Here is a 20,544-nt window from a genome sequence, read left to right as displayed (position 1 = left end):
ATCCCTGCTATCAAAATATGGCAGGGATCTTTATAATGGAAAGAACACAGCTATGTTCGCAAATGCAAGCGATGTTATGCGGAGTTTCATTAATTCCTTAGAAAGGGTAGGGCAATGAAGAAGTTAATAGTATTGGCCGGCCTTATATTGATTGTTGGATGCTTCGGCGATAGAGGAGATCATCTTCAAAGACCGCCTGCTTATCCTTCCAAACAAGCGGAGAAGAACGGTGATATTGTGGTTGCGCCCTCCGGCCTGAAAAATGCGGAGAAAATGGAGGAATTCCTCGCGAAATTCATCAACAAAAAGAGCGCCGCGTTGCGGATTGCGATGTATACGGTTGAAGGCGAGACAGCTGCCTGGATTAAGGAGCGGATTTCGTGCAGGATATCATTGCATGCTATGAGAGGCGGAGCGCAGGCTTGAGGCCGGATAACCGCCCATCTGGGAAACGCCATGGATTTGCAGCGAGTTGAGGATCATTCCTCCGATCCGCTCCCGACATCAGTATTGCCAGAAAAGGAGCACTTCATGAAATTGATATCGGTACATAAGAAGACTCGAGGAATGAGAAGGAGCAAGAAGCCTCCAATTATGGGGCGCTCATCATAAGACGCTCGACATCGATTCCTTAACCCGCAATAAAAGAGAATATGTAAAAGTTCGGATTCCTCCGTTTTGTCATCTGCATCGGATCAATGAGCGGGAAGCAGGAAAAAAGAATCCGCCTTATCGATTTCGAAAACAAACGTTGTACAACTTGATCGAAATATATATGGCATGGAAGAAGCAACTCGATGCAATGAAGAAGAAGGAGCCTTATTATCTGAAAATTTGGCTCGGAGATCCGGAGTTCATGGATTCACAAGTCGTTGCGGCGCTTGGACCGAAGATGGATTACTATGAACAGTTATTTATAAAGCATCCGGAACAAAGGCCGTTTCCTTATGAACGTGCGCATCCATGCTTTGATTTGTTCGCATGGGAGAGACATGTAAATGGATATCATGTGTGGGAAAGTGACTTGGAGACGGCGGAAGAACTTGAGCTCGCACACAAAAAAGCTTTTCAAATCAATGAATATATCATGAACGGAAAAGTTGAAAGGTCCCATTTTATCAGCACGGGAGATATGTGGATCGGATATATGCAATAAAAAGCGTGCGCAGCCGGAAGTAGAGTCTCTGTGCACGCCGGCTTTGGCGGCGCGATTTCAACGATGCGTTTTTGCCGAGATCGGTAGGATTTAACCTGGGAGAAGGGAGTGAAGGGAACTTTAGAAAAAACGATGATATAAGTCACTGAATGGTGTAGTTCGTTCGTTATAGTATGGAGAGGAATACTTTTAATTTTTAATATTCCGCGGCGATGGGAACTTCTTCTTTTTGCGGGGGATGTTTGCAGAAAAATGAGTCAACGTCTCCCTAAATCGTAATAATTACATATAACAATGATGACGAAGGTTGTGAAATGATGAAAGAACCGGCAGACTTCCGCCGCCGCTCCTTCTTTTTTACGGCCATTCTGTTGGCGCTGACGGCGGGGCTCGTCCTCTCGGTTACGCTCGCGGTGATGCTGGGGCCGGTTCCGATCGCGCCGGCAACGGTCTGGAAAATTGCCTTCTCCCATCTGCCGGGCTTCCATGGATGGATCGAGGAGACATGGGACACGGGACAGGGACATATCGTGTGGGATATTCGTTTTCCGCGGGTGCTGCTTGGCGTCATCGTCGGCGCGGGGCTGTCCGTGGCCGGCGCGGCTATTCAAGCGCTTATGCGCAATTCCTTGGCCGACCCTTATATACTCGGCGTGTCGTCGGGGGCGTCCGCGGCGGCCACGCTCGTCATTTTATTCGGCGCGTTCTGCTTCTTCGGGCAATATGCGCTTTCCTTATCTGCCTTTCTCGGTTCGCTCGCCGTGATGGCGATCGTTATGGTTCTGGCTCGCGTGGGAGGCAGGATGGCAACGAGCCGGCTTTTATTGTCCGGCATCGCGGTGTCCATGATGATGTCGGCCATCACCAATTTGATCGTCATGATGGCGCCGCGCGAAGAAGGCATACGTTCGGCGATGTATTGGATGATGGGAAGCCTGACGGGGGCGAAGTGGGAGTATTTAACGCTCCCGGCCTTGATCGTGATTGCCGGAACGGTCTTTTTGCTTGTTCAGTACCGGTCGCTCAACGCCTTGCTAATGGGGGAGGAGGAGGCGCTTACCCTTGGCGTCAATCTCCATTCCTTCCGCAAATGGCTGGTCGTCGTGGTCGCTCTGTTGACGGGAACGATTGTGTCCGTGAGCGGAGCGATTGGCTTTGTCGGCTTGATGATCCCCCATATCGTGCGGCTCATCGTCGGTTCGGATCACCGCCGCGTCCTTCCGGTCAGCCTGCTGCTGGGGGCCATCTTCATCGTATGGGCCGATGTATTGGCGCGGCTTGTGCTGGCGCCCGAGGAATTGCCGATCGGCATTGTGACCGCCTTATGCGGAGGTCCCTTCTTTATTTGGCTGCTGCGGCGCAACTCATATTCTTTTGGAGGCGGAAAATGAACGTCGAAGTGAAAGACCTGTCGTTCAGCATTCACGATAAACGATTGATTGACGCGATATGTCTGGATGTGCGGGAAGGCGAGACGGTCGGCTTGATCGGTCCGAACGGCAGCGGGAAATCGACGCTGCTCAAAAATATATATCGCGTGCTGGATCCTGATTCGGGCGAGATATTGTTGAATGGGCAGCATGTCTCCCGGATGCCGCAAAAGGAATTGGCCAGACAGTTGGCGGTGGTTGGCCAGGAGTCGGCCGCCGCGTTCGATTTTACGGTTCGCGATATCGTGATGATGGGGCGCAGTCCTCATAAGAAAATATTCGAAGCGGATTCGGTGAAGGACTACGAGATTGTGGAGCAAGCGCTGACGCGCGTCGGTTTGCTGCATGCCGCAGGCAGCAGCTTCTCCGACTTGGCCGGCGGAGAGAAGCAGCGCGTGCTGATTGCCAGGGCGCTGGCGCAGCAAGCCCGCGTTCTGATTTTGGATGAACCGACCAACCATCTGGATATCCGGTATCAGCTTCAGATGATGGATCTGGTCAAGGAACTGAAGCTGACCTGTCTCGCCGCGCTGCATGATTTGAACATCGCGGCTTGCTACTGCGACCGCATTTATGTGCTCCAAGAAGGCCGGATGGCGGCTTCCGGAAGCCCCGAGCAAGTGATGCGGCCGGAGTTGCTGTACGACGTATTCGGGGTTCGGGCGGAGATTGTCATCCACCCCTTGACGGGGAAGCCGTCGATTACGTTTTTGCCGGACATGATCGCCGGCTTATAAGAAGGGAAGGGAGGCGGAGCCGATGACGATGACCCGATGCGGCCACTGCCAATTCATGTATGATGAATGGTATGGCGATACCCGCAACGGCGTTCCGGCAGGCACGCCGCTTGAGGACTTGGCGGGTACGCTATGCACCAACTGCGGAATGCAGGGCAACCGGCATGAAATGCAGCCGAGCCCGAAGTACACGGGGCTGGAGGCCGAATATTATGATCAGTTTGCCGGAAAAGCAGGGATTGCCTTCTACAGACATTGGCTGGAGCAGGCGGCGGAAGCGCCGAGCGTGCTGGAGCTTGGCGTCGGCGCCGGACGCCTGGCGGTCGAACTGGCCGGCCTGGCAGCCAGCTACTGCGGCGTCGATTGGAGTCCCATGATGCTCAAGGCTGCGGATAGAAAGCGCAAGCGGATGTTCAAAGGGGAAGCGGAGCAGCGGCTGGAGCTGGCGGAAGAGGACGTTCTTGCGTTCCGCGCTCACGCTGCCTATACCCATGTGCTGTGCCCGGACGGGTTTTTGCAGCATTTTACGCGGATGGAAGACCATATTGCGCTGCTTCGCAATATCCATCGGTGGCTGCAGGCAGGAGGCTGGATTGCCGTCGATCTGATCCTGCCTCGAGGCGGCGCCGCCTGGCAGACGCTGGAGCGCAAGCGCGTGCAGCCGCACAAGCTTGTTCGCCGCCAGATCGACGGGGTAACCTCACTGTCCCGGCAGATCTTTCACTGCGCCATCGCTTATGAGACGTATGTCGACGGCGCCATGGAATCCCGGTACCTGGTGGAGCGCGAATACGCGCTGATGACGCCGAAAGAAGCCGCGCTGCTGCTCGCCGCGGAAGGATTTGAGGTCACGCGGATGATTCAAAATTACGGCTCGTCCACCCCGTGGCGAACCGCGCTCCCACCCGGAGTTAATGAAAGAGGGAGCGCTCCGGATGCCGGAGAGACGATAGAGGAAGCGCTCGCGGCCGGGAAAGCGGTGCATCCGTATCGGGATCATACATGGGTGGACGGCGGATATCCGCTGCACGGCGCGCTGCCGGCTCTATCGCCCGACGCCCCGGCAACGATGACGTTGATTGCCCGGATGAAATGAGAGATAACGAAGGAATAGACGGAGGAAGGATTGTATGAATCGGACAACGTTCACCAAGAGGTTATTATTGCTGGGAATGACTATACTCCTCGTACTGCTGTCGGCATGCGGCAGTTCGGAACAGCCGGTTGCGAAGCGGCAGGCGCAAGCGGAGCAGCCGGCGGGGCAGCACCTATCCGAGAGCGGAACGGTCGAGCTTGAAAATATGGGCGAAAAGCTGAGCTTCCCGGAGGCGCCGAAGCGGGCAGTCACGCTGAACCAGCATGCGACCGAAGTGATGCTCGCGCTCGGTCTCGAGGATTCGATGGTCGGAACGGCTTATCTCGACGACAGCATCCTGCCCGAATATAAGGAGAAGTACGACAAGATTCCGGTCCTCGCGGACAAATATCCGTCGAAGGAAGTGTTCTTGTCGGTGTCTCCCGATTTCGCCTATGCGGGATGGAAGAGCGCATTTGGAGAGAAAGCGCTGGGAGCGCGGGCGGATCTGGCCGGGCAGGGCGTCCTGACCTATGTGCAGGAATCATCCAACAAGGCTGCGCCGACGCTGGAGGATGTGTACCAGGACATCTTGAATATCGGGCGCATCTTCCGGGTCGAAGACCGAGCCGAAGCGGTCGTGAACGATATGCGGAAGAAGCTGGAAGATATTCAGGCGCAAATCGGCACCGTGAGCGAGCCGCTTAACGTATTCGTCTTCGATAGCGGGGAAGACAAGGCATTCACGGCTGCCAATACGTATTTGACCAGCTTGATTGCCAAGGTGGGCGGAAAAAATATTTTCGACGATATCGATAAAGGATGGGCCGAGGTAAGTTGGGAGGAAGTGGTGAACCGCGACCCGGACGTCATTGTCATTGTCGATTATGGCGACACGACGGCCGAACAGAAGCGGGAGCTGCTCTTGAACAAAGCGCCGCTGGCCGATGTGAAGGCGATCAAGAACGAGCGGTTTATCGTGCTGCCGCTCTCGGCGGCCGCCGAGGGGATTCGCGCGCCGATAGCTCTGCAGACGCTCGCTGCGGGCTTGTATCCGGATAGAGTGCAGCCATCAAAGGATTAATGGGGAAGGAGAACATTCATGCCAACATGGAATTTGGAGGAAACCCGCCATCATCTGCTGATATGCAACGGCGGCAACTGCATGAAGCAGCAGGCCGATGAAGTGACGCAAGCGATCCGGGAGGAAATCTCGGCGCTCGGCGCGAAAAAACAGATTCATACGACACGCACCCGCTGCAACGAACGGCGGAGCTGCTGTAAAAAGAGGAGGGCGGGTAATTCTGGTGTGCGTAGGGCGCAGACGTAAAAGGCTGCCGAGATCATCTCGACAGCCTTCGCGTCCCCTCACGGGAATCCCTTTTTTAGGAGACAAGCTTTAATCCCGTAACGCCCGCAATAATCAGAGCCAAGCTGACAAGGCGGGCCGCGCTTTTGGATTCTCCGAAAAAGAATCAGCACGGCCCCAGCGGTTCCGATTCCAATCCAGACCGCATACGCGATACTCAATTGCAAATAGCCGAAGGCCTGATACAGCAGACCGAAGGAGAGAGCAAACCCGCCCGCGAATATTGCGCCGTTTCGGATATTCTTTTCTTGGCTGAACAGCTTCAACCCTTTCTTCCACTTGATTGTCAGCGAGCTTCAAACCAATGACTCCAGCAACAAGCAACCCGATAAAGAGCAATTTCAGCGCGCTCATATTCCCGTCAAATAAGAAGTAATCCATTAATACCGTCCTGATTGAACCGACCCCGGCAAAGATAGCATAGACGGTCCCGGTAGGCAGCCCTTCACAGGCTTTGGACAGGAAATAAAAATCAACGATAATGACGCCGACGAGCAAAATCCAATGCCAGACGGCATCTGCCGTGCTAAACCCAAAAACCCATACCATTTCCAATAAACACGTGAGGATTACATACATCCAATATTTGTTCATGGCACACACCCCTAAATGAATGACATTCAGTCATTTTTGTTGAAAAGAGGACATACTTTACGGATGCAAAGCATGCTCTAAAAATGTCAGTAATTCAGCCTTTTGAGTGATTTCATTTTGTTGATCGTACGCATCATATAAAAAGACTTGCTCCGCCGCCGATTCGATCAGGCCAAGCACTAATTTGGCGGTACGGGCGGGATCGAGGTTTTCACGAACGAGGCGGCGTTGTTTGTTCGTCTCGAACAGAGAAGCGACCAAATCGTAAAGCGGCGCATAAATGTTTTCCCATTTGCTCATATTTTCGGTTGTGGAAAGGCCTGCATAGACAAGAACGGATACATCACGAAATTCACCCGTAACCTGAAAGATGGCATCCACCAATTGACGCAGTTGTTCGGACAAAGGTTCGTCAAGTGAAACCGTGGCTTCAATTTTCTTGATAAATTGCAGAACAATTTGCTCCGCAATGACAGGCATAACCGACAACTTAGAGGGAAAATACAAATAAAACGTTCCCTGAGCGATCTCTGCCTTTTTTACGATGTCTGCGATTTTTGCTTTTTCGATCCCTTTCTCTTTAAAAACTTCGATGGACGCTTGTACGATCTTTTCTCTTTTGTCCATAAGCGGTACCTCCCGGCAGAAATGACTGAACGTCATTCATTGTAACAGAAGAACTTATATTCGTCAATCATCACGGAAATTCAGGATTCCAGGGCAATCTCCTTACTATTGAAAATTAAAGCATATGACGGTGATTTTATCAATTCAACAGGTCAGAAAAATACGTTTAACACGTTAACTCCGCGGACTTATGCTGCTCCTTACTTTGCTTATTTTCCAAGGGGAATGGTAGGACTCCCGCGCAAACTCAAATTGGAAGACCGCGCTCTTTTCGGCCTGATTTTTGCGGCGCCACGATACGTTGCGGGTCGCTTCCGCCGTCAGGCTATGAACCGTATCTTGTTTGGTGTTCCGATTTTTATTGTTGCGCTTGCTTTTCGTCGTTAGACGAAAAGTGGTTCCACTCTCCATCTCTTGCAAAAAGTCGTCAACCACTTCGGGATCCAGCCCGTTCGAAACGCTGGCCAGGAGTTCAGCATCCCTGACGGACAACGCCCCAATGAAAAGTTCCGCAAGCATGGCGGGCGAGGCCGTATGGAGAAAAGTCTCGCGTTGTCCAGAAGCCGTATAGACCATCAACTGATGAAATAAATCCGGATTGGCGGAGCGGTGCGTACTGCTGTCCATGAAATGAACGCAAAAATGGCCTGAAAATCCATTGCCCGGGATACCATCTCCTCCATGGGGCATGCCATTCATGGAAGCGGCAATTTTATGTTTATCCGTTACCACTAAAATCGCTTTTCGTTTCCAGCTCCATTGATTGTCATAAATTTGCTTCATAATCTTGGTGTCCTCTTTGGTCAGCGGCTGCACGTCGGCATGTCTGCTTCCCGCTCGCCGTTGGACACGAAACGAGAGCCCTTTTTCCAAATCGATGATGGAGAATGTGCTTTTCCGCGGGATTAATTGCTTCGCTTCGCTCCAAGGGATGGTCGCTCCATAGTGCCGCTCCTTTAATTCTGCACCATATTTTTGCAGTTGCCGCGCTGCTTTTGGAGACAGGACAAGCCGTTTTGACTCCGTTGCGCTCCAAAGCACACCGGGCTTTTCCAAACGGAATGCTCTAGCCTGACCGTTTCGCGCGATCAATAAATAAATGTCGGTAAGCGCATTCGGGCGTGAAGCCTCTTCCTCCTTGCTCCCCTCCAGCAATTGAGCAGCCTCCTTTGGGTTCAGAACCGTTTTATGTTCAAACGTGGCGGAAGGAGTGGTTCGCACACTGATGACAACCGTGGATTGCGGCTTGCGAGCAGCAGTTACGAACGGATTGTGAACGGGAAAGAATGAAATGATCAGCAAAAATAGGACGATGCGAATCATTAATGGATTCATGGTCGGGCCTCCATGTCAATTCAATCTGCCGAAGCGATAGTTATAAATAGTGTTGTCATTTTTTATCAAATTATGTACCGATAATCAGCCGCCGTTCAGGGAAATGTATGAAGGTACATTTCGTGAATTGGGGTGTCCCGATTTGAATTGGAATACATATGTTCAAATTTTGCTTCTGCTGCACCAGGCTCTCCTTCCCGGCAGTGCCCAGATCGGCGTGGAAGGGCGCAGCGTGGCGACCGTGAATCGTGCCGATTATGCGGAGCCGGTGTTTCCGCTATTGGATGATGATAAGATAGACCGGCTCCTCGACGATCTCGATAAGAAAATGTATCAAGCCCCCAGGAATGCCCGGATTGGGGATTACGAGGAGATCATACCGGAACAGAACGGTTACAAACTGGATCGCGATCGTTTTCGAGAGCAATTCTATTCCTTTCTCTATGGCAGCGGTTCCTTGTCTATCGAAGCGCCGCGCTTGAAGGTCCATGCCAAGGTCGATAGCGAGCTGTTGGCCCATATTCGTGACAGGAGAATTGGACATTACGTCACCTTTTATAACTCGAGGAACAAAAATCGTTCGCATAATGTTGCCCTGGCCGCGCAAGCCATTAATAACACCGTCGTGTTTCCGGGCGAGCATTTCTCGTTCAACCGGGTTGTCGGTATGCGAACCACGGCGAAAGGATACCGGCAGGCTCCGATTATCGTTCGCGGGGAGTTCTCGGAAGGGATAGGCGGAGGGATTTGCCAAGTATCCTCGACACTGTTTAATGCCGTGGACCGGGCCGGGCTTGCCATCAAGCAGCGTTACTCCCACAGCCGGCATGTGCCCTATGTACCGCCCGGCCGCGACGCGACGGTGAGCTGGGGCGGGCCGGATTTCGCATTTCAAAACCTGTACAATCAACCGGTTCTCATCCGCGCTCATGCCGGCGGAGGCCAAATGACCGTGGCGGTGTATTCTTCCGAACTGATTAATCATAAACCGCGCGAGGTCCCGGGAACGACCCGGCGTCTGCCGGAGGAGATCTCCCTTGATTTAGAAGCGAAAGCACAGGAATAAAGAAGAAAGCGCATGCCCGCTGATGCAGGCATGCTTTTCCGCGTTTTCACGATAATGGTTGTTTTCTAGCAAACGGTTTTCTATACTTTGATTAAATGGGAGGGCATCAACGAAACCGAGCAGGAAGTCGCCGCCTTATGGACGCTGGAAGCCGACGTTTGATCTCTCACAGGGAGATAATATTTTTAGAACTAATATTAACATTAAGGAAATGGGGCGTCAGAATCGACGAAGCCTTTTTCATGGGAGGCCTCAGCAAGGATGAGATTTTAACAGCATTCGGAGCGCATATTTTCTTTGATGATCGAGATGTTCATTTGAAAGACTCTTCTCGGTTAGTACCTTCAGCAAAAGTCCCATATAAAAGAAAAAATCCACTTCATGATGAAGGTACACCTTTAAATGAAAGGAATCGATATTCCATGTTATCTCTGCGTTATTTCCCCATGACAGAGGACTATGCCTCCATCATTGCGAATTGGACTTATGATGAGCCTTATTCTCTTTATAGTATGGACGGGGATGAGGATACCATTGCAGAGTTTATGAACGGGGACTATTTTTATGTCTTGGATAACGAGAATGTTTTGATCGGGTATATCTGTGCAGGCAGCTCGGCGCGTGTGCCGGGAGGCTATGACATCGGCCTCTATCACCCTAATACATATCTGGATTTTGGCTTAGGCCTGCATCCGGAGTTCACCGGGAAGGGTAAGGGAGCCGGTTTTGTAACGAGCAGCCTTGAATTTATTCGCGAACGTTATCAGACCACTGATATTCAATTGGTTGTGGCCACATTTAATGAACGGGCGATCAAAGTTTATGAGCGGGCCGGGTTTGCCAAAGGCCCCTTATTCCGAAGCAAAGTCGGAGATGGAGAGGTTGAGTTTATGGCGATGAGGCGCTCGATCCAAGCGTAATAATCAAAGCGTATCTGCTTCACACACCGTGTCGTATGGGGACATGCCGTGTTCAATAAACTCCTTAAACGCTAACGCCGCCCCTCCGGGCCTGACGATTCAACTGCCGCAAATTCTTGGCAATGAATTCTGATGATTGGCCTGCCAGTGCTTCCGAATTAAAAGAAATGTGGCCTCCCGGGACGCCAAGTGCATCCGTGCATCGCTATGAAAATAAAGTTCAAGCTTCCTATTCTCTCTACAAGATTGATGGGATTGATGAAAAAGACTTCCCCGATCTGCCAAAGTATCCAAACGCAGTTACCTCGTTTATCACGATAAATCGAATTGTTGGAGATGTTCCGAATAAGGAGAAGGCGAATCAAGTTCTCAATCAGAAAAATAGTGAACTGAATCAATTCATTCCTGATCCAGAAAGACCCGGAAAGACAAGATCGTGGAAGCAGGTAAATCTGATTTTTGTTAATGTCGGCGAAAATAAAAACAAGGATTACGGCTATGCTCTTCAAAACGCATGGAAGAATGGGAATAAGAATGATTTTATTGTCAGCTTCAGTATGAACCGTAATGGAAAGCTGAACTGGGTTCATGTTTTCTCTTGGAGTGAAGTAGAAATTCTTAAGATGGAGGTATCGGAAATTGCGGAAATTATAATATGGATACTAGCTGGGGTAACCTTAGTGGGACAATATATTCATTATTATAAGAATGAAAGAAGAGAAAGAAGACTTCAAAAATTTTTGGAAAGTCTCAACCAACGGACAATTCAAGTCGGAGATAAGAGTGTTAAAATCAGGATTCTAAAATGATATAGAAAATTATAATATGCACAGTAAATATATTGTAAGTGACAGTGGTATATTATGATTTTGTAGAAAAATAGTCGTATACTCATAAGGGGACAAGTACAAATTAAGAAACGTTCGATCGCTTGTTCGTTGTCAAAGGGGGGATCAGCATGAGCATGTTAAAGGAAAAAATTGTACAATCCGCGATCAGGCTTTTCGCAGAAAAAGGATACCAAGCGACGTCCATTCAAGATATCGCCGATGATTGCAGCATTGCGAAAGGCTCCTTATATAAGCATTTTGCCTCCAAAGAAGATTTATATATCCATATCCTTGAGCTGCGGCAGCAAAACATGATGGATGCTGTAGAAAAAATTAAACAAAAAGGGTTGTCAAAAAGAGAAACCTTCCTTGAGGAGATCGCTTGTCAGATCGACTTTTTCATCGAGCATGGATATTATATATCACGCGATCATAACGAGCTCCCTCCGGCAAATAACGATAAAATAGGAGCCGTAATTAAACAGCTCCGGATCAATATGTTTCGTTACTACCAGAATATTTTGGTCCGTCAGTACGGTTCTGTTGTGGAGGACTGGAAATGGGACATCACGGCTCTGTTCAACGGGATGATAAGGGAATACACCTTTCATTTGCTGTTCGGGTACAAGCCGCTGGCGCAGAAAGATTTGGCCTTGTTTATAGCCGGCCGCATGGATGATCTCATCATTGGCTTGGAGCGGCATTCGCCAGCCCCCCTTCTTACGGATGAACTCATGAAGGAATATGCGGATGCGCAATTTGAACCCGAGAACGGCATTCAGGAGATTCGAAGATCTGCCTTGTTCAATACGATATTATCGATCATACCCGATATGTCCGTTCCAAACGCAAGAAAAAAAGATTTATCCGAGGTTGCGGCCATGCTGCGGGACGAGCTGGAAAAAGATCAGCCGAGAGGATTTTTAACACAGGCGCTGCTTCGGGATCTGGCGGCGGAAAGGGAGCTCGGTTTTTATGTTCACCAGCTCCAGTCACTGATGCCCAATGCAGGCGGGCAGTAAAGGTCTCGTATCCGTTCCCGTCCCATTCCCGTGCCGGACCGGTGGTCCGACATCCGGGAGGGGACGTTCTTTAACGGGTATGCTTCGATGCCGAGTTCCTGGAATGGTTCTGGAGAGCAGCGGAACCAATCGGGAATAGCGGCATTTTTATTGCCCCTTCCTGCCTGCCAATAAGAGAACCGCGATGAAAAATACGGCTGCCGCACCCGCAAGCATGAAAATATCCGTCAACATATCGGTCAGCCACCCGCCCTGAAAAAAATGGAGGCAGGCGTTAATGGCCTTTCCATTGGGCGTGGCGGACTGAACTGCCTTCAAAGCGGGCGGAAAAGCATCTTTATCGAAAAAAAGGCCTCCCAAGAAACCGGACTCATATAATACCGATGCGGCAAAGCTGGTTATCGCTGCATGATTGTTCGCCAGCAATCCGCAGCACAGAACGAGAGAGCCGAGAGCCAGCCCGTATACGAAAGTTAGATGCAGTATGCTTGGGGTGTTTACCCAATTCACAGGGAAACTCAGCCGACTGACAAGCATAGCGCCCAGGCTTCTCAGGCCCTCCATTATATCACTCACACTGCCTTCCTGCAGATTCACCAGAATCGACAGTTGCTGCTTGTCCATTGTGATTTTTTTAGTTCCGGGAATATGCTTTGCCTTGCCGACCGCCTCGCTGTCCAAGGAATGGAAGATGATCGTCAGCGTGGCCAGAGCTCCCGTCTTGTGCTTCAGCTCATCCTTCGAGCCATAAGTAAGGAGCCTCCCTTGATCCGCAATGGCGACCCGAGAGCAGAGAATCCTAACCTCCTCCATGCAATGACTTGAACAAATCACGGTTATTCCATTTTCCCGGTTCAGATGTTTGACGGTTTTTAAACTATCGTTCCTTGATTGGCGATCGATGCCAACGGCAGGCCCGTCAAAGCCATGCAGGCGGACGAAAAACTTCAGATTATCTTTGGCGTTTAAAGGTTCATACAGAGCAGTATCCGGGGGCACGACGATCAAGATGGCTCCGCTGCTGGGCGCCAGCACCGTGGAAATCATGGATACCGCGGGAGATTTGCCGGAGCCGTTCGGCCCCAGAAGCCCTGCTTCCGCTTGTTGCGCATGAAGGGACAAATTGTTGATCATCGTTTGATTGCCGTATTTTTTGGTCAGACGGATTCGCTCAAGCATCGATTGATACCTCCTGTTGTCATTTGGTTTGCCTTACAGAAAATATTGTAGAATGATGGCGAGCTGCGCCCAATTCACAAAAGTACTCAATCGCCGCATAACTTTTCCTGTTCTTTCGATGACTTTCGTTATCTATGAAACCTAAAAAAGCCATGATATCATTAAGTGATATGTATTGAAAGAACAGGAGAACGAACAGAAACTATCGTTATTTGCGACTGGTACTGTTCGAGCTGTAGATTTCTATATACTGACAGTTCTTTTGCCGGATTTCTTAGTGGGGTTGCTCTTTAGCAGCATCATTAATGAGAAAATCAAAAAGGAATAACTATATAAGGAGCTGCAGGAAGCCAATGCCGCGCTGCAGATCTATTCGCCTGCCGTTGAAGAGCTGACCGGAATTGCCCGGGAATGGCATGATTCCTTGGGCACGTTAAGCATGAACCTGGAATATGCACGCCAAGCAATCGATTCCAAGCCGGACCAGACGAAGGAGTTCCTTGCCGCGGCCCTTGGAAATGGATGACGAGATAGAAGAGGACAATCCCCATGTTAAGGAGTGCCTGCTCACAACGGTCAGGAAGGCGAGACGAACGGGATTCGGCATGACGGGGCGACCTTGTTCGCGATTCGCATCTGTTGCCGGGAGTCGGGAATTCGCATGCTACTTATCATAACGCTCTGGAAAGCGGTCCGCTGGCCAAGTCGAACGGTCTATTGGGGATGGAACGGCTGAATCGCCGCTCCCGGAGGACAACTTCAATGGAGTTCCGACAAGGGATTTACTATTGTTGTCCGGCCTCCTCCGCAGCCTGAGCAGGCTGGGGGAAGCAGCGGGCAGCATGCATGAATGAAGGGGGACGCTATGATCAAGGTAATGATTGCAGATGACCAGGAAATCGTTCGGGAAGGGCTTAAAATGATCCTGAGCATGTATGAGGAGGTCTCGGTCATCGGTGAAGTGCCAAACGGCAAGGTGTTGTTGGAACAGCTTGAAGTGATGACACCTGACGTGATCCTGATGGACATCAGAATGCCGGTGATGGACGGGATTACGGCTGCCCAATTGGTGAAGGAGCAGCATCCGAAGGTCAAGATTATCATTCTGACCACCTTCAATGAAGATGAATATATTATCCAAGGCTTGAAGAACGGGGTGGAAGGATATATTTTAAAAGATTCCGGTTCTGCCGACATTTTTAACGCGATTAAAACGGTATATTCCGGCAGCGTGCTTCTCAATCCGAAGGTGACCGAACGCATGGTAGAAGCTATATCCTCCGGACGGGACAACTCTATGCCGCCTCGTCCAGAGGCTCCCGTGCCGGACAAGCTGGGGCTGCTTACCCCGAGAGAGGCGGAAGTCGCCCGGCATATCCTGTCCGGCAGCAGCAATAAGGAGATCGCTCAAGCTCTGTTCGTCACGGAGGGGACGGTTAAAAATTATGTATCCCGAATACTGGATAAGCTCGAATGCAGGAACCGGACGGAGCTCGTGCTATACTTGAGCAAGCTGGGCCGATTGTAGCGTGAGCATGTCAATACTTTGCGATCCATGACGTTCTATTTGCCATCCTTGGCTTCGGCCTCTTGTTGTTTTGGTTTTCTGAGAAATAGGCTTGAAATCAAACCTGCCCCAGCTATACACGCAGCCAGAAAAAACGTCTCCCCGAAAGAGGCCGCGCTTGCTTGCAGTATCGTCATTTCTGCGGTGGGCCGGGCCATGTTCACCGTCATGCGCGAAGCGAAATATCCGGTAAACCCGGCAATTGCGAACGAAGAGACGACTTGCTGAGAAGCGCTGGTAAGCGGTGTAACCCTGCCGACAAGGTGTCGGGGAGTTGCATTCAATACATGAGTGTTCAAAGCCATCATGGACAGGCCCATTCCGGAACCTAGCAAAAACAGCGCGCTCATAATGATCGCTAACGAGGTATCCTGCGTAAGGCATGACATGGTGAACAGCGCGCCCGTGATCAGCGTCATCCCAACCAGGAGAGGGGGACGCGCTCCAACCTTGTCAAAAATTTTGCCCGCAATGGGCATACAGATCATGGAGCCCAGTGCCTGCGGCAGCATGATTAGCCCCGTCTCCAGCGGCGTATATTCTTTCATTTGCTGAAGCAGAAGCGGAAATAACAAAACCGTCCCAAATAAGGCGGTCTGCATAACCCATGAGATGACAATGCCCCGGGTAAAGTCCGCAGACCGGAAAACGCGCAGCTCCAGCAAGGGTTGTCGATGACGCAAGCAAGAGATGACAAAGAGAATCAGAGAAAGCCCCCCGATAACCAGACCGGTTAACGTTCTCGCAGAGGTCCAGCTCACCCCGCCCTCGCTAACTCCAAACGTTATCATGGAAAAAGCGAGCGGTCCAAGGATCATCCCCTTCATGTCCAGAGAAGGGGCCTGCATGCTTGGAAAGGAAGGCAGCCATTTCCGCCCAATCACAATTCCCGCTATGCCAATTGGTAGATTAATAAGAAAAATCCACTGCCAGGTTACATACTCAACCAGCCACCCGGACAATACCGGGCCCAGGGCCGGGGCAAGCAGCATCGGAATCCCGAACATGCCTATGACAGAACCTCGCTGGCGGGCTGGCGCAAGACGGTAGACCATCGCCATCCCGATAGGCGAGACCATTCCGCCTCCAATCCCCTGGAGCACCCGAAAAAAGATCAATTGCTCTGTTGTCTGCGCGAACGCGCACAGGATAGATCCGACCGTGAACAACCCTATAGAAGCCAGAAACACCCGCTTGGCTTGAAATTGATCCGACATCCAGCCTGCGAGCGGGATTACCGCGGACAATGCGAGCGTATACGCCGTCACCGACCATTGAATCGATTGAAGTGAAGCATCAAAGTATTCTACGAGTGTCGGAATGGCAACATTGACGACGGTGCTGTCTAGTATAACCATGAAAGTTCCAATGATGACGGCAAGAAGAGGCGCGATTAACTGTTTGAGCGAGACTTCACCGCCCTGCGGAGAAGGATGTGCTGCGGAATGGTTGTGCATAACGTTAAGACCTGCTTTCTAAGTAATGTGGAAGTAAACTGATAAGCTGCAGGAACAAGGAGAGGCTTCTTGCTCCAATATAGAAAACATATAGTTTTCTATAAAACCTACTAGTCACTTTCTGTAGTATAAATAATAGCGACGAGAATCGGAGATGTCAACGGCTGCTCATTTTTTGCCTCGGCGTCAAAAAGAAAAGAAAATCATAGAAACCGAAGTCCAGCCATATAATTTGACCATTGGTGCATTTAGGGGACCCTGGCGAACATTGGAATACAGCGGCAGGCAAGCCCTTATAGGTTGAATGCAGAAGCAGGCTAGCAGCATTGGGGAACAGGGGAGGGTAAGTGGTGCCACAGCAACTTCACTATGCCGTCGCCATTGTCGGGGCAGGCAGCGCCGGATTGTCGGTTGCGGCCCGTTTGCTGCGCGCGTCGGCCGAGCTGCACGGCTCCGTCGTGCTCGTCGATCCGCAGGCCAAGCATTACTATCAGCCCTTGTGGACGCTCGTCGGCGGCGGAGTCGTGCGCAAGGAGGCCACGGAGCGCGATCAGCAATCGCTTATCCCGAAGGGAGCCGATTGGCTGCGGGAAGCGGTCGCGCATTTCCGTCCGGAGGAGAACCGGATCGTGACGAGCACAGGCACCGTCATCGGGTACGATGTCCTCGTCGTCGCGGCGGGCATCCAGGTGGATTGGGATCGGATCAAGGGGCTGAAGGAGTGCATCGGGCGCGAAGGCGTGTGCAGCAACTATGATTACCGCTATGTGGACAGCACTTGGCGGTCGATCCGGGAGTTCCGCGGCGGGACCGCGATATTCACCCAGCCGAGCACGCCTATCAAGTGCGGAGGCGCGCCCCAGAAAATCATGTATTTGGCCGATGACGCATTCCGGCGCGCGGGGGTCAGGGAGAAGACCGACATTATCTTTGCATCCGGCAATGCGTCGATTTTCGCCGTGCCGAAGTATGCCGCGGCGCTCGACAAGGTGGTGGAACGCAAAGGCATCACGGCCAAATACAAGCGCAATCTGGTGGAGATTGACTCCGCCAAGCGGGAAGCGGTCTTCGAGCATGTGGACACGAAGGAGCGGGAGACGCTCCGGTACGATATGATTCATGTCGTGCCGCCGATGTCCGCTCCGTCCTTCATCCGGGACAGTCCGCTTGCCGGGCCGGGCGGCTGGGCCGAGGTCGATAAGCATACGCTGCAGCATGTCCGGTTCGCGAACGTGTTCGCTTTGGGCGATTGCAGCAATCTGCCGACCTCGAAGACAGGCGCGGCCATTCGCAAGCAGGCCCCGGTGGCGGCACGTAATGTATTGAGCGTGCTGGCGAGGCAACCGCTGGATGCAAGCTATGACGGGTATACCTCCTGTCCGCTCGTAACGGGCTATAACCGGCTCATTCTGGCGGAGTTCGATTATGATTTGACGCCGCGGGAGACGTTCCCGTTCGACCAGTCGAAGGAGCGGTACAGCATGTATGTGCTGAAGAAGGATTTGCTGCCGAAGCTATACTGGCACGGCATGCTGAAGGGACGGATGTAGCCGCCGGCCCATCATGGCGACAGAAACAGATACAAAACGGCAGTTTACTGTGTCAGAGAAAGGGGAGAGCGGCATACATGCTGCTGCGCTATTTTTACAATGAGAAGCTGGCCCACGCCTCGTACCTCGTGGGCTGCCAAGCGACGGGGGAAGCGATCGTGATCGATCCCGGCCGCGATGTTGTTCCGTATATCAAGACGGCTCAGGCCGAAGGCTTGACGATCGTGGCCGCGGCGGAGACGCATATCCACGCCGACTTCGTATCGGGCGCCCGCGAGCTCGGGGAGGAGCATGGGGCGACGCTATACGTATCGGGCGAAGGCGGGCCGGACTGGTCTTACGCTTATGTGAACGGCGGGCAGGGCGGTGCGGCGATCAAGCATCGGCTGGTCCGGGACGGGGATCGGTTCCAGGTGGGCCGGCTCGAGTTCGAAGTGCTGCATACGCCGGGCCATACCCCAGAGAGCGTGTCTTTCCTGCTGACGGACCGGGGCGGGGGCGCCGATAGCCCGATAGGCATCTTTACGGGCGACTTCGTCTTCGTCGGCGATATTGGCCGGCCGGATCTGCTGGAGAAAGCGGTGGGCCTGGCAGGCACCGCCGCGGAGGGAGCGAAGCAGATGTACCGCTCTCTGCAGCGCTTCAAGCAGCTCCCTGACTATGTGCAGGTATGGCCGGCCCATGGAGCGGGCAGCGCCTGCGGCAAGGCGCTTGGCGCGATCCCGTCCTCGACCGTCGGCTACGAGAAGCGCTTCAATTGGGCCTTATCCATGGAGGACGAGTCGGCCTTCACCGCCGCGTTATTGGCGGGACAGCCCGAGCCTCCAACCTATTTCCCCCGCATGAAGCGGGTGAACCGCGATGGTCCGGCGCTGCTCGCCCGCCTTCCCGCACCGGAGTGGATTGAGGGGACACTCACGGCTGTCTCCAATATTGCGGAGGAAGGCGCCGTTGTGATTGATACGCGGCCAAGTGCGGAATTTGCGTCCGGGCATGTGAAGGGAACGCTCAACCTGCCGTACAACCGTTCCTTCACGACCTGGGCCGGATGGCTCGTCGATGATGAACGGCCGCTGTACGTGATGGGGGAAGCGGATCAACTGCCTGAGATTATCCGTGACATGCGTTCCATCGGCATCGACCGGATCGCGGGCACGATCGAGGCTTCCGCGCTGTGGAGCGGCATCGATGCGGCGGCGTCGGGCCTGGAATCCTATCGCGAAGTGGCGCCGGCGGACATCGCCGATCAGGTTCTCGCCGGGGAGGTAGCGGTGGTGGACGTGCGCTCCGGGGCGGAATGGGAGGAAGGCCGCATTCCGGGCGCAAGCCATATTCTGCTCGGAACCCTTCCGGGGCGCATTCGCGAGGTGCCTTCAGGCAAGCCGTTGCTTGCCCAATGCCGGACAGGGGCGCGTTCGGCGATTGCGGCCAGCATTCTGCAGGCGCAGGGCTGCAAGAATGTCATGAATTTGCAGGGGGGCATCGTCCGATGGCGTGAGGAAGGATTGCCTATCCTGAAGTAAAGACCGGTTCTACTGAGCGGCTCATCAATCAGGCTGCAATGGCCTGCGGAGAGCCGTTTTTTTTTCGTTTCCATTCTATTGTTATGGCCGGAGCTGCGAAATCAGATCTTTTCTACCAAAAGACACAAAAATTAGGAAAAATAGGTTTACATTATATTATATCTTTGTTATATTTAAGAAGGTAGATCTACCATATATTACATCTAATACAAATATTTAAGGAGTGATGTGAAATGAAGAAGCTTCTGCTCTCCCTGTCCGCGTTAGCTATCCTGGCTACCGCTTCGCCGGCCTATGCTTCTCAGAACCCTGTTCCTGGCGCCTCTGCCGGTCCCGTCGTTCAAGAAGGCCAGCAATTCATCAAGTATTACGCGCTGCGGCCGAATGAAGTCAGCCCATGGGAAGGAATCTACTTGAAGAAGGGGCAGCAGCTTACCATTTATGCGCAAGGAAGCTACGCCTATTATTCGGTGTATAGTTCATACTATCATCTCGGGACTTTTTACAATAGCAATGTAGGCAGAATTTTTACGGCGACGGAAGACGGTTATCTGTATGTTCAATTTGCCGCTCCATCTTCGTACGCGATGAATTACTTCACGGTTACATACAAAATCAACTGATCGGTGGCAGCAGGCAAGCTGATAATCGATAGCCGCATGCAGCGTGTCAACAAGGAAAGGCAAGGCGAGTCAGGGGCGCCCCTGACTCGCCTCAGACTGTCGACCAAGTCCTGTCGACAGTCTTTTTTTTTTATGAAGGGCGGGGCCGGGGAAGGCAGGACAGGTTAGGGCAAGCTGGTCCGTGCATGAAGCAAGCGTGCGAAATTGCTGCACAGGCGCAGCATTTTTAACCTCAAGAGGCTAAATTCCCACTAGCGTTGCATCGAGCGGTTAGTTCATAATCTAATTTCAATTAACATCTATATATGATATATATTTACATCTGCAATGTCCGCGCTAAGTCTAAAAAAGTCGAGCTGGAAATAGACCCTGCGCGTTATCCATTATATGTAAAATCATTTTTCGTTTGTCATTACCTCACAATCAGTTTCGGTTTCATCGACTTCGTTGCCTTTTTCGGACGTCTCCCATTTCGCTTTGGTCG

At 52.0% G+C, this 20,544-nt stretch carries 17 protein-coding genes and 3 pseudogenes; 14 read left to right on the top strand and 6 right to left on the bottom strand.

Annotated elements, in window-relative coordinates; genetic code table 11:
• The first annotated feature begins 802 nt into the window (after nt 1-802).
• From ABD76_RS06370 to ABD76_RS06345, 6 genes and pseudogenes are all read left to right on the top strand, one after another.
• A complete protein-coding gene (locus ABD76_RS06370; RefSeq protein ID WP_197255258.1) occupies nt 803-1,156 on the top strand; it encodes a hypothetical protein in 354 nt (117 codons plus the stop codon).
• Between the two features lie 314 nt (nt 1,157-1,470).
• A complete protein-coding gene (locus ABD76_RS06365; protein WP_197255256.1) occupies nt 1,471-2,547 on the top strand; it encodes a FecCD family ABC transporter permease in 1,077 nt (358 codons plus the stop codon).
• Nucleotides 2,544-3,323, top strand: a complete 780-nt coding sequence (locus tag ABD76_RS06360; RefSeq protein ID WP_197255254.1) for an ABC transporter ATP-binding protein — start codon at nt 2,544-2,546, stop codon at nt 3,321-3,323. The genes ABD76_RS06365 and ABD76_RS06360 overlap by 4 nt, the downstream gene beginning before the upstream one ends.
• Nucleotides 3,324-3,345: 22 nt before the next feature.
• The gene (locus ABD76_RS06355) at nt 3,346-4,419 is read left to right on the top strand and encodes a methyltransferase domain-containing protein (protein WP_197255252.1); all 1,074 of its coding nucleotides are present in this window, start codon (nt 3,346-3,348) and stop codon (nt 4,417-4,419) included.
• A 34-nt stretch (nt 4,420-4,453) separates the two neighbouring features.
• Nucleotides 4,454-5,482 (top strand): ABC transporter substrate-binding protein, encoded by a 1,029-nt coding sequence (locus ABD76_RS06350; RefSeq protein ID WP_197255250.1) that lies wholly within the window; start codon nt 4,454-4,456, stop codon nt 5,480-5,482.
• Nucleotides 5,483-5,500: 18 nt separating this feature from the next.
• Nucleotides 5,501-5,668 (top strand): annotated as a pseudogene (locus ABD76_RS06345) ((2Fe-2S) ferredoxin domain-containing protein); the annotation flags it as partial.
• Nucleotides 5,669-5,783: 115 nt separating this feature from the next.
• Here ABD76_RS06345 and ABD76_RS06340 read toward each other — a convergent pair.
• The 4 genes and pseudogenes from ABD76_RS06340 to ABD76_RS06325 form a co-directional block, all read right to left on the bottom strand.
• Nucleotides 5,784-6,057 (bottom strand): annotated as a pseudogene (locus ABD76_RS06340) (DMT family transporter).
• Nucleotides 6,020-6,361, bottom strand: a pseudogene (locus ABD76_RS06335) (DMT family transporter); the annotation flags it as partial. The pseudogenes ABD76_RS06335 and ABD76_RS06340, both read right to left, overlap by 38 nt.
• A gap of 57 nt (nt 6,362-6,418) precedes the next feature.
• Nucleotides 6,419-6,988, bottom strand: coding sequence for a TetR/AcrR family transcriptional regulator (locus ABD76_RS06330; protein WP_197255248.1), 570 nt, complete (start codon nt 6,986-6,988; stop codon nt 6,419-6,421).
• Nucleotides 6,989-7,162: 174 nt separating this feature from the next.
• The gene (locus ABD76_RS06325; RefSeq protein WP_197255246.1) at nt 7,163-8,323 is read right to left on the bottom strand and encodes a hypothetical protein; all 1,161 of its coding nucleotides are present in this window, start codon (nt 8,321-8,323) and stop codon (nt 7,163-7,165) included.
• 142 nt (nt 8,324-8,465) lie between these two features.
• Between ABD76_RS06325 and ABD76_RS06320 the strand changes: the two genes are divergently transcribed.
• The 4 genes from ABD76_RS06320 (at nt 8,466) to ABD76_RS06305 (ending at nt 12,161) form a co-directional block, all read left to right on the top strand.
• Nucleotides 8,466-9,389: a VanW family protein gene (locus tag ABD76_RS06320; RefSeq protein ID WP_420901927.1), complete on the top strand. Its 924-nt coding sequence runs from the start codon at nt 8,466-8,468 to the stop codon at nt 9,387-9,389.
• 137 nt (nt 9,390-9,526) lie between these two features.
• A complete protein-coding gene (locus ABD76_RS06315; RefSeq protein WP_197255242.1) occupies nt 9,527-10,309 on the top strand; it encodes a GNAT family N-acetyltransferase in 783 nt (260 codons plus the stop codon).
• A 122-nt stretch (nt 10,310-10,431) separates the two neighbouring features.
• Nucleotides 10,432-11,118: a hypothetical protein gene (locus ABD76_RS06310; protein WP_197255240.1), complete on the top strand. Its 687-nt coding sequence runs from the start codon at nt 10,432-10,434 to the stop codon at nt 11,116-11,118.
• A 149-nt stretch (nt 11,119-11,267) separates the two neighbouring features.
• Entirely contained in the window at nt 11,268-12,161 is an 894-nt protein-coding gene (locus tag ABD76_RS06305) for a TetR/AcrR family transcriptional regulator (protein ID WP_197255238.1), read from the top strand.
• 147 nt (nt 12,162-12,308) lie between these two features.
• Here ABD76_RS06305 and ABD76_RS06300 read toward each other — a convergent pair whose 3' ends face one another.
• Nucleotides 12,309-13,340: a hypothetical protein gene (locus tag ABD76_RS06300; RefSeq protein WP_197255236.1), complete on the bottom strand. Its 1,032-nt coding sequence runs from the start codon at nt 13,338-13,340 to the stop codon at nt 12,309-12,311.
• Nucleotides 13,341-14,208: 868 nt separating this feature from the next.
• Here ABD76_RS06300 and ABD76_RS06295 point away from each other — a divergent pair.
• Nucleotides 14,209-14,868 (top strand): response regulator, encoded by a 660-nt coding sequence (locus tag ABD76_RS06295; protein ID WP_197255280.1) that lies wholly within the window; start codon nt 14,209-14,211, stop codon nt 14,866-14,868.
• 35 nt (nt 14,869-14,903) lie between these two features.
• On the opposite strand, the gene ABD76_RS06290 is transcribed toward ABD76_RS06295, so the two are convergent.
• A complete protein-coding gene (locus ABD76_RS06290) occupies nt 14,904-16,364 on the bottom strand; it encodes a DHA2 family efflux MFS transporter permease subunit (protein ID WP_197255234.1) in 1,461 nt (486 codons plus the stop codon).
• A gap of 350 nt (nt 16,365-16,714) precedes the next feature.
• Between ABD76_RS06290 and ABD76_RS06285 the strand changes: the two genes are divergently transcribed.
• From ABD76_RS06285 to ABD76_RS06275, 3 genes are all read left to right on the top strand, one after another.
• On the top strand, nt 16,715-17,914 hold the full coding sequence (locus tag ABD76_RS06285; protein ID WP_197255232.1) for an FAD-dependent oxidoreductase: 1,200 nt from the start codon (nt 16,715-16,717) through the stop codon (nt 17,912-17,914).
• Between the two features lie 77 nt (nt 17,915-17,991).
• Nucleotides 17,992-19,437, top strand: a complete 1,446-nt coding sequence (locus ABD76_RS06280; RefSeq protein WP_197255230.1) for an MBL fold metallo-hydrolase — start codon at nt 17,992-17,994, stop codon at nt 19,435-19,437.
• Between the two features lie 233 nt (nt 19,438-19,670).
• Nucleotides 19,671-20,060, top strand: a complete 390-nt coding sequence (locus ABD76_RS06275) for a hypothetical protein (RefSeq protein WP_197255228.1) — start codon at nt 19,671-19,673, stop codon at nt 20,058-20,060.
• Nucleotides 20,061-20,544: the final 484 nt, after the last annotated feature.

It is taken from the genome of Paenibacillus dendritiformis, assembly GCF_015845845.1.
Lineage (GTDB): Bacteria > Bacillota > Bacilli > Paenibacillales > Paenibacillaceae > Paenibacillus_B > Paenibacillus_B dendritiformis_C.
Note: the sequence above shows the minus strand (reverse complement) of the source record. Positions and strands in the feature narration are given on the sequence as shown.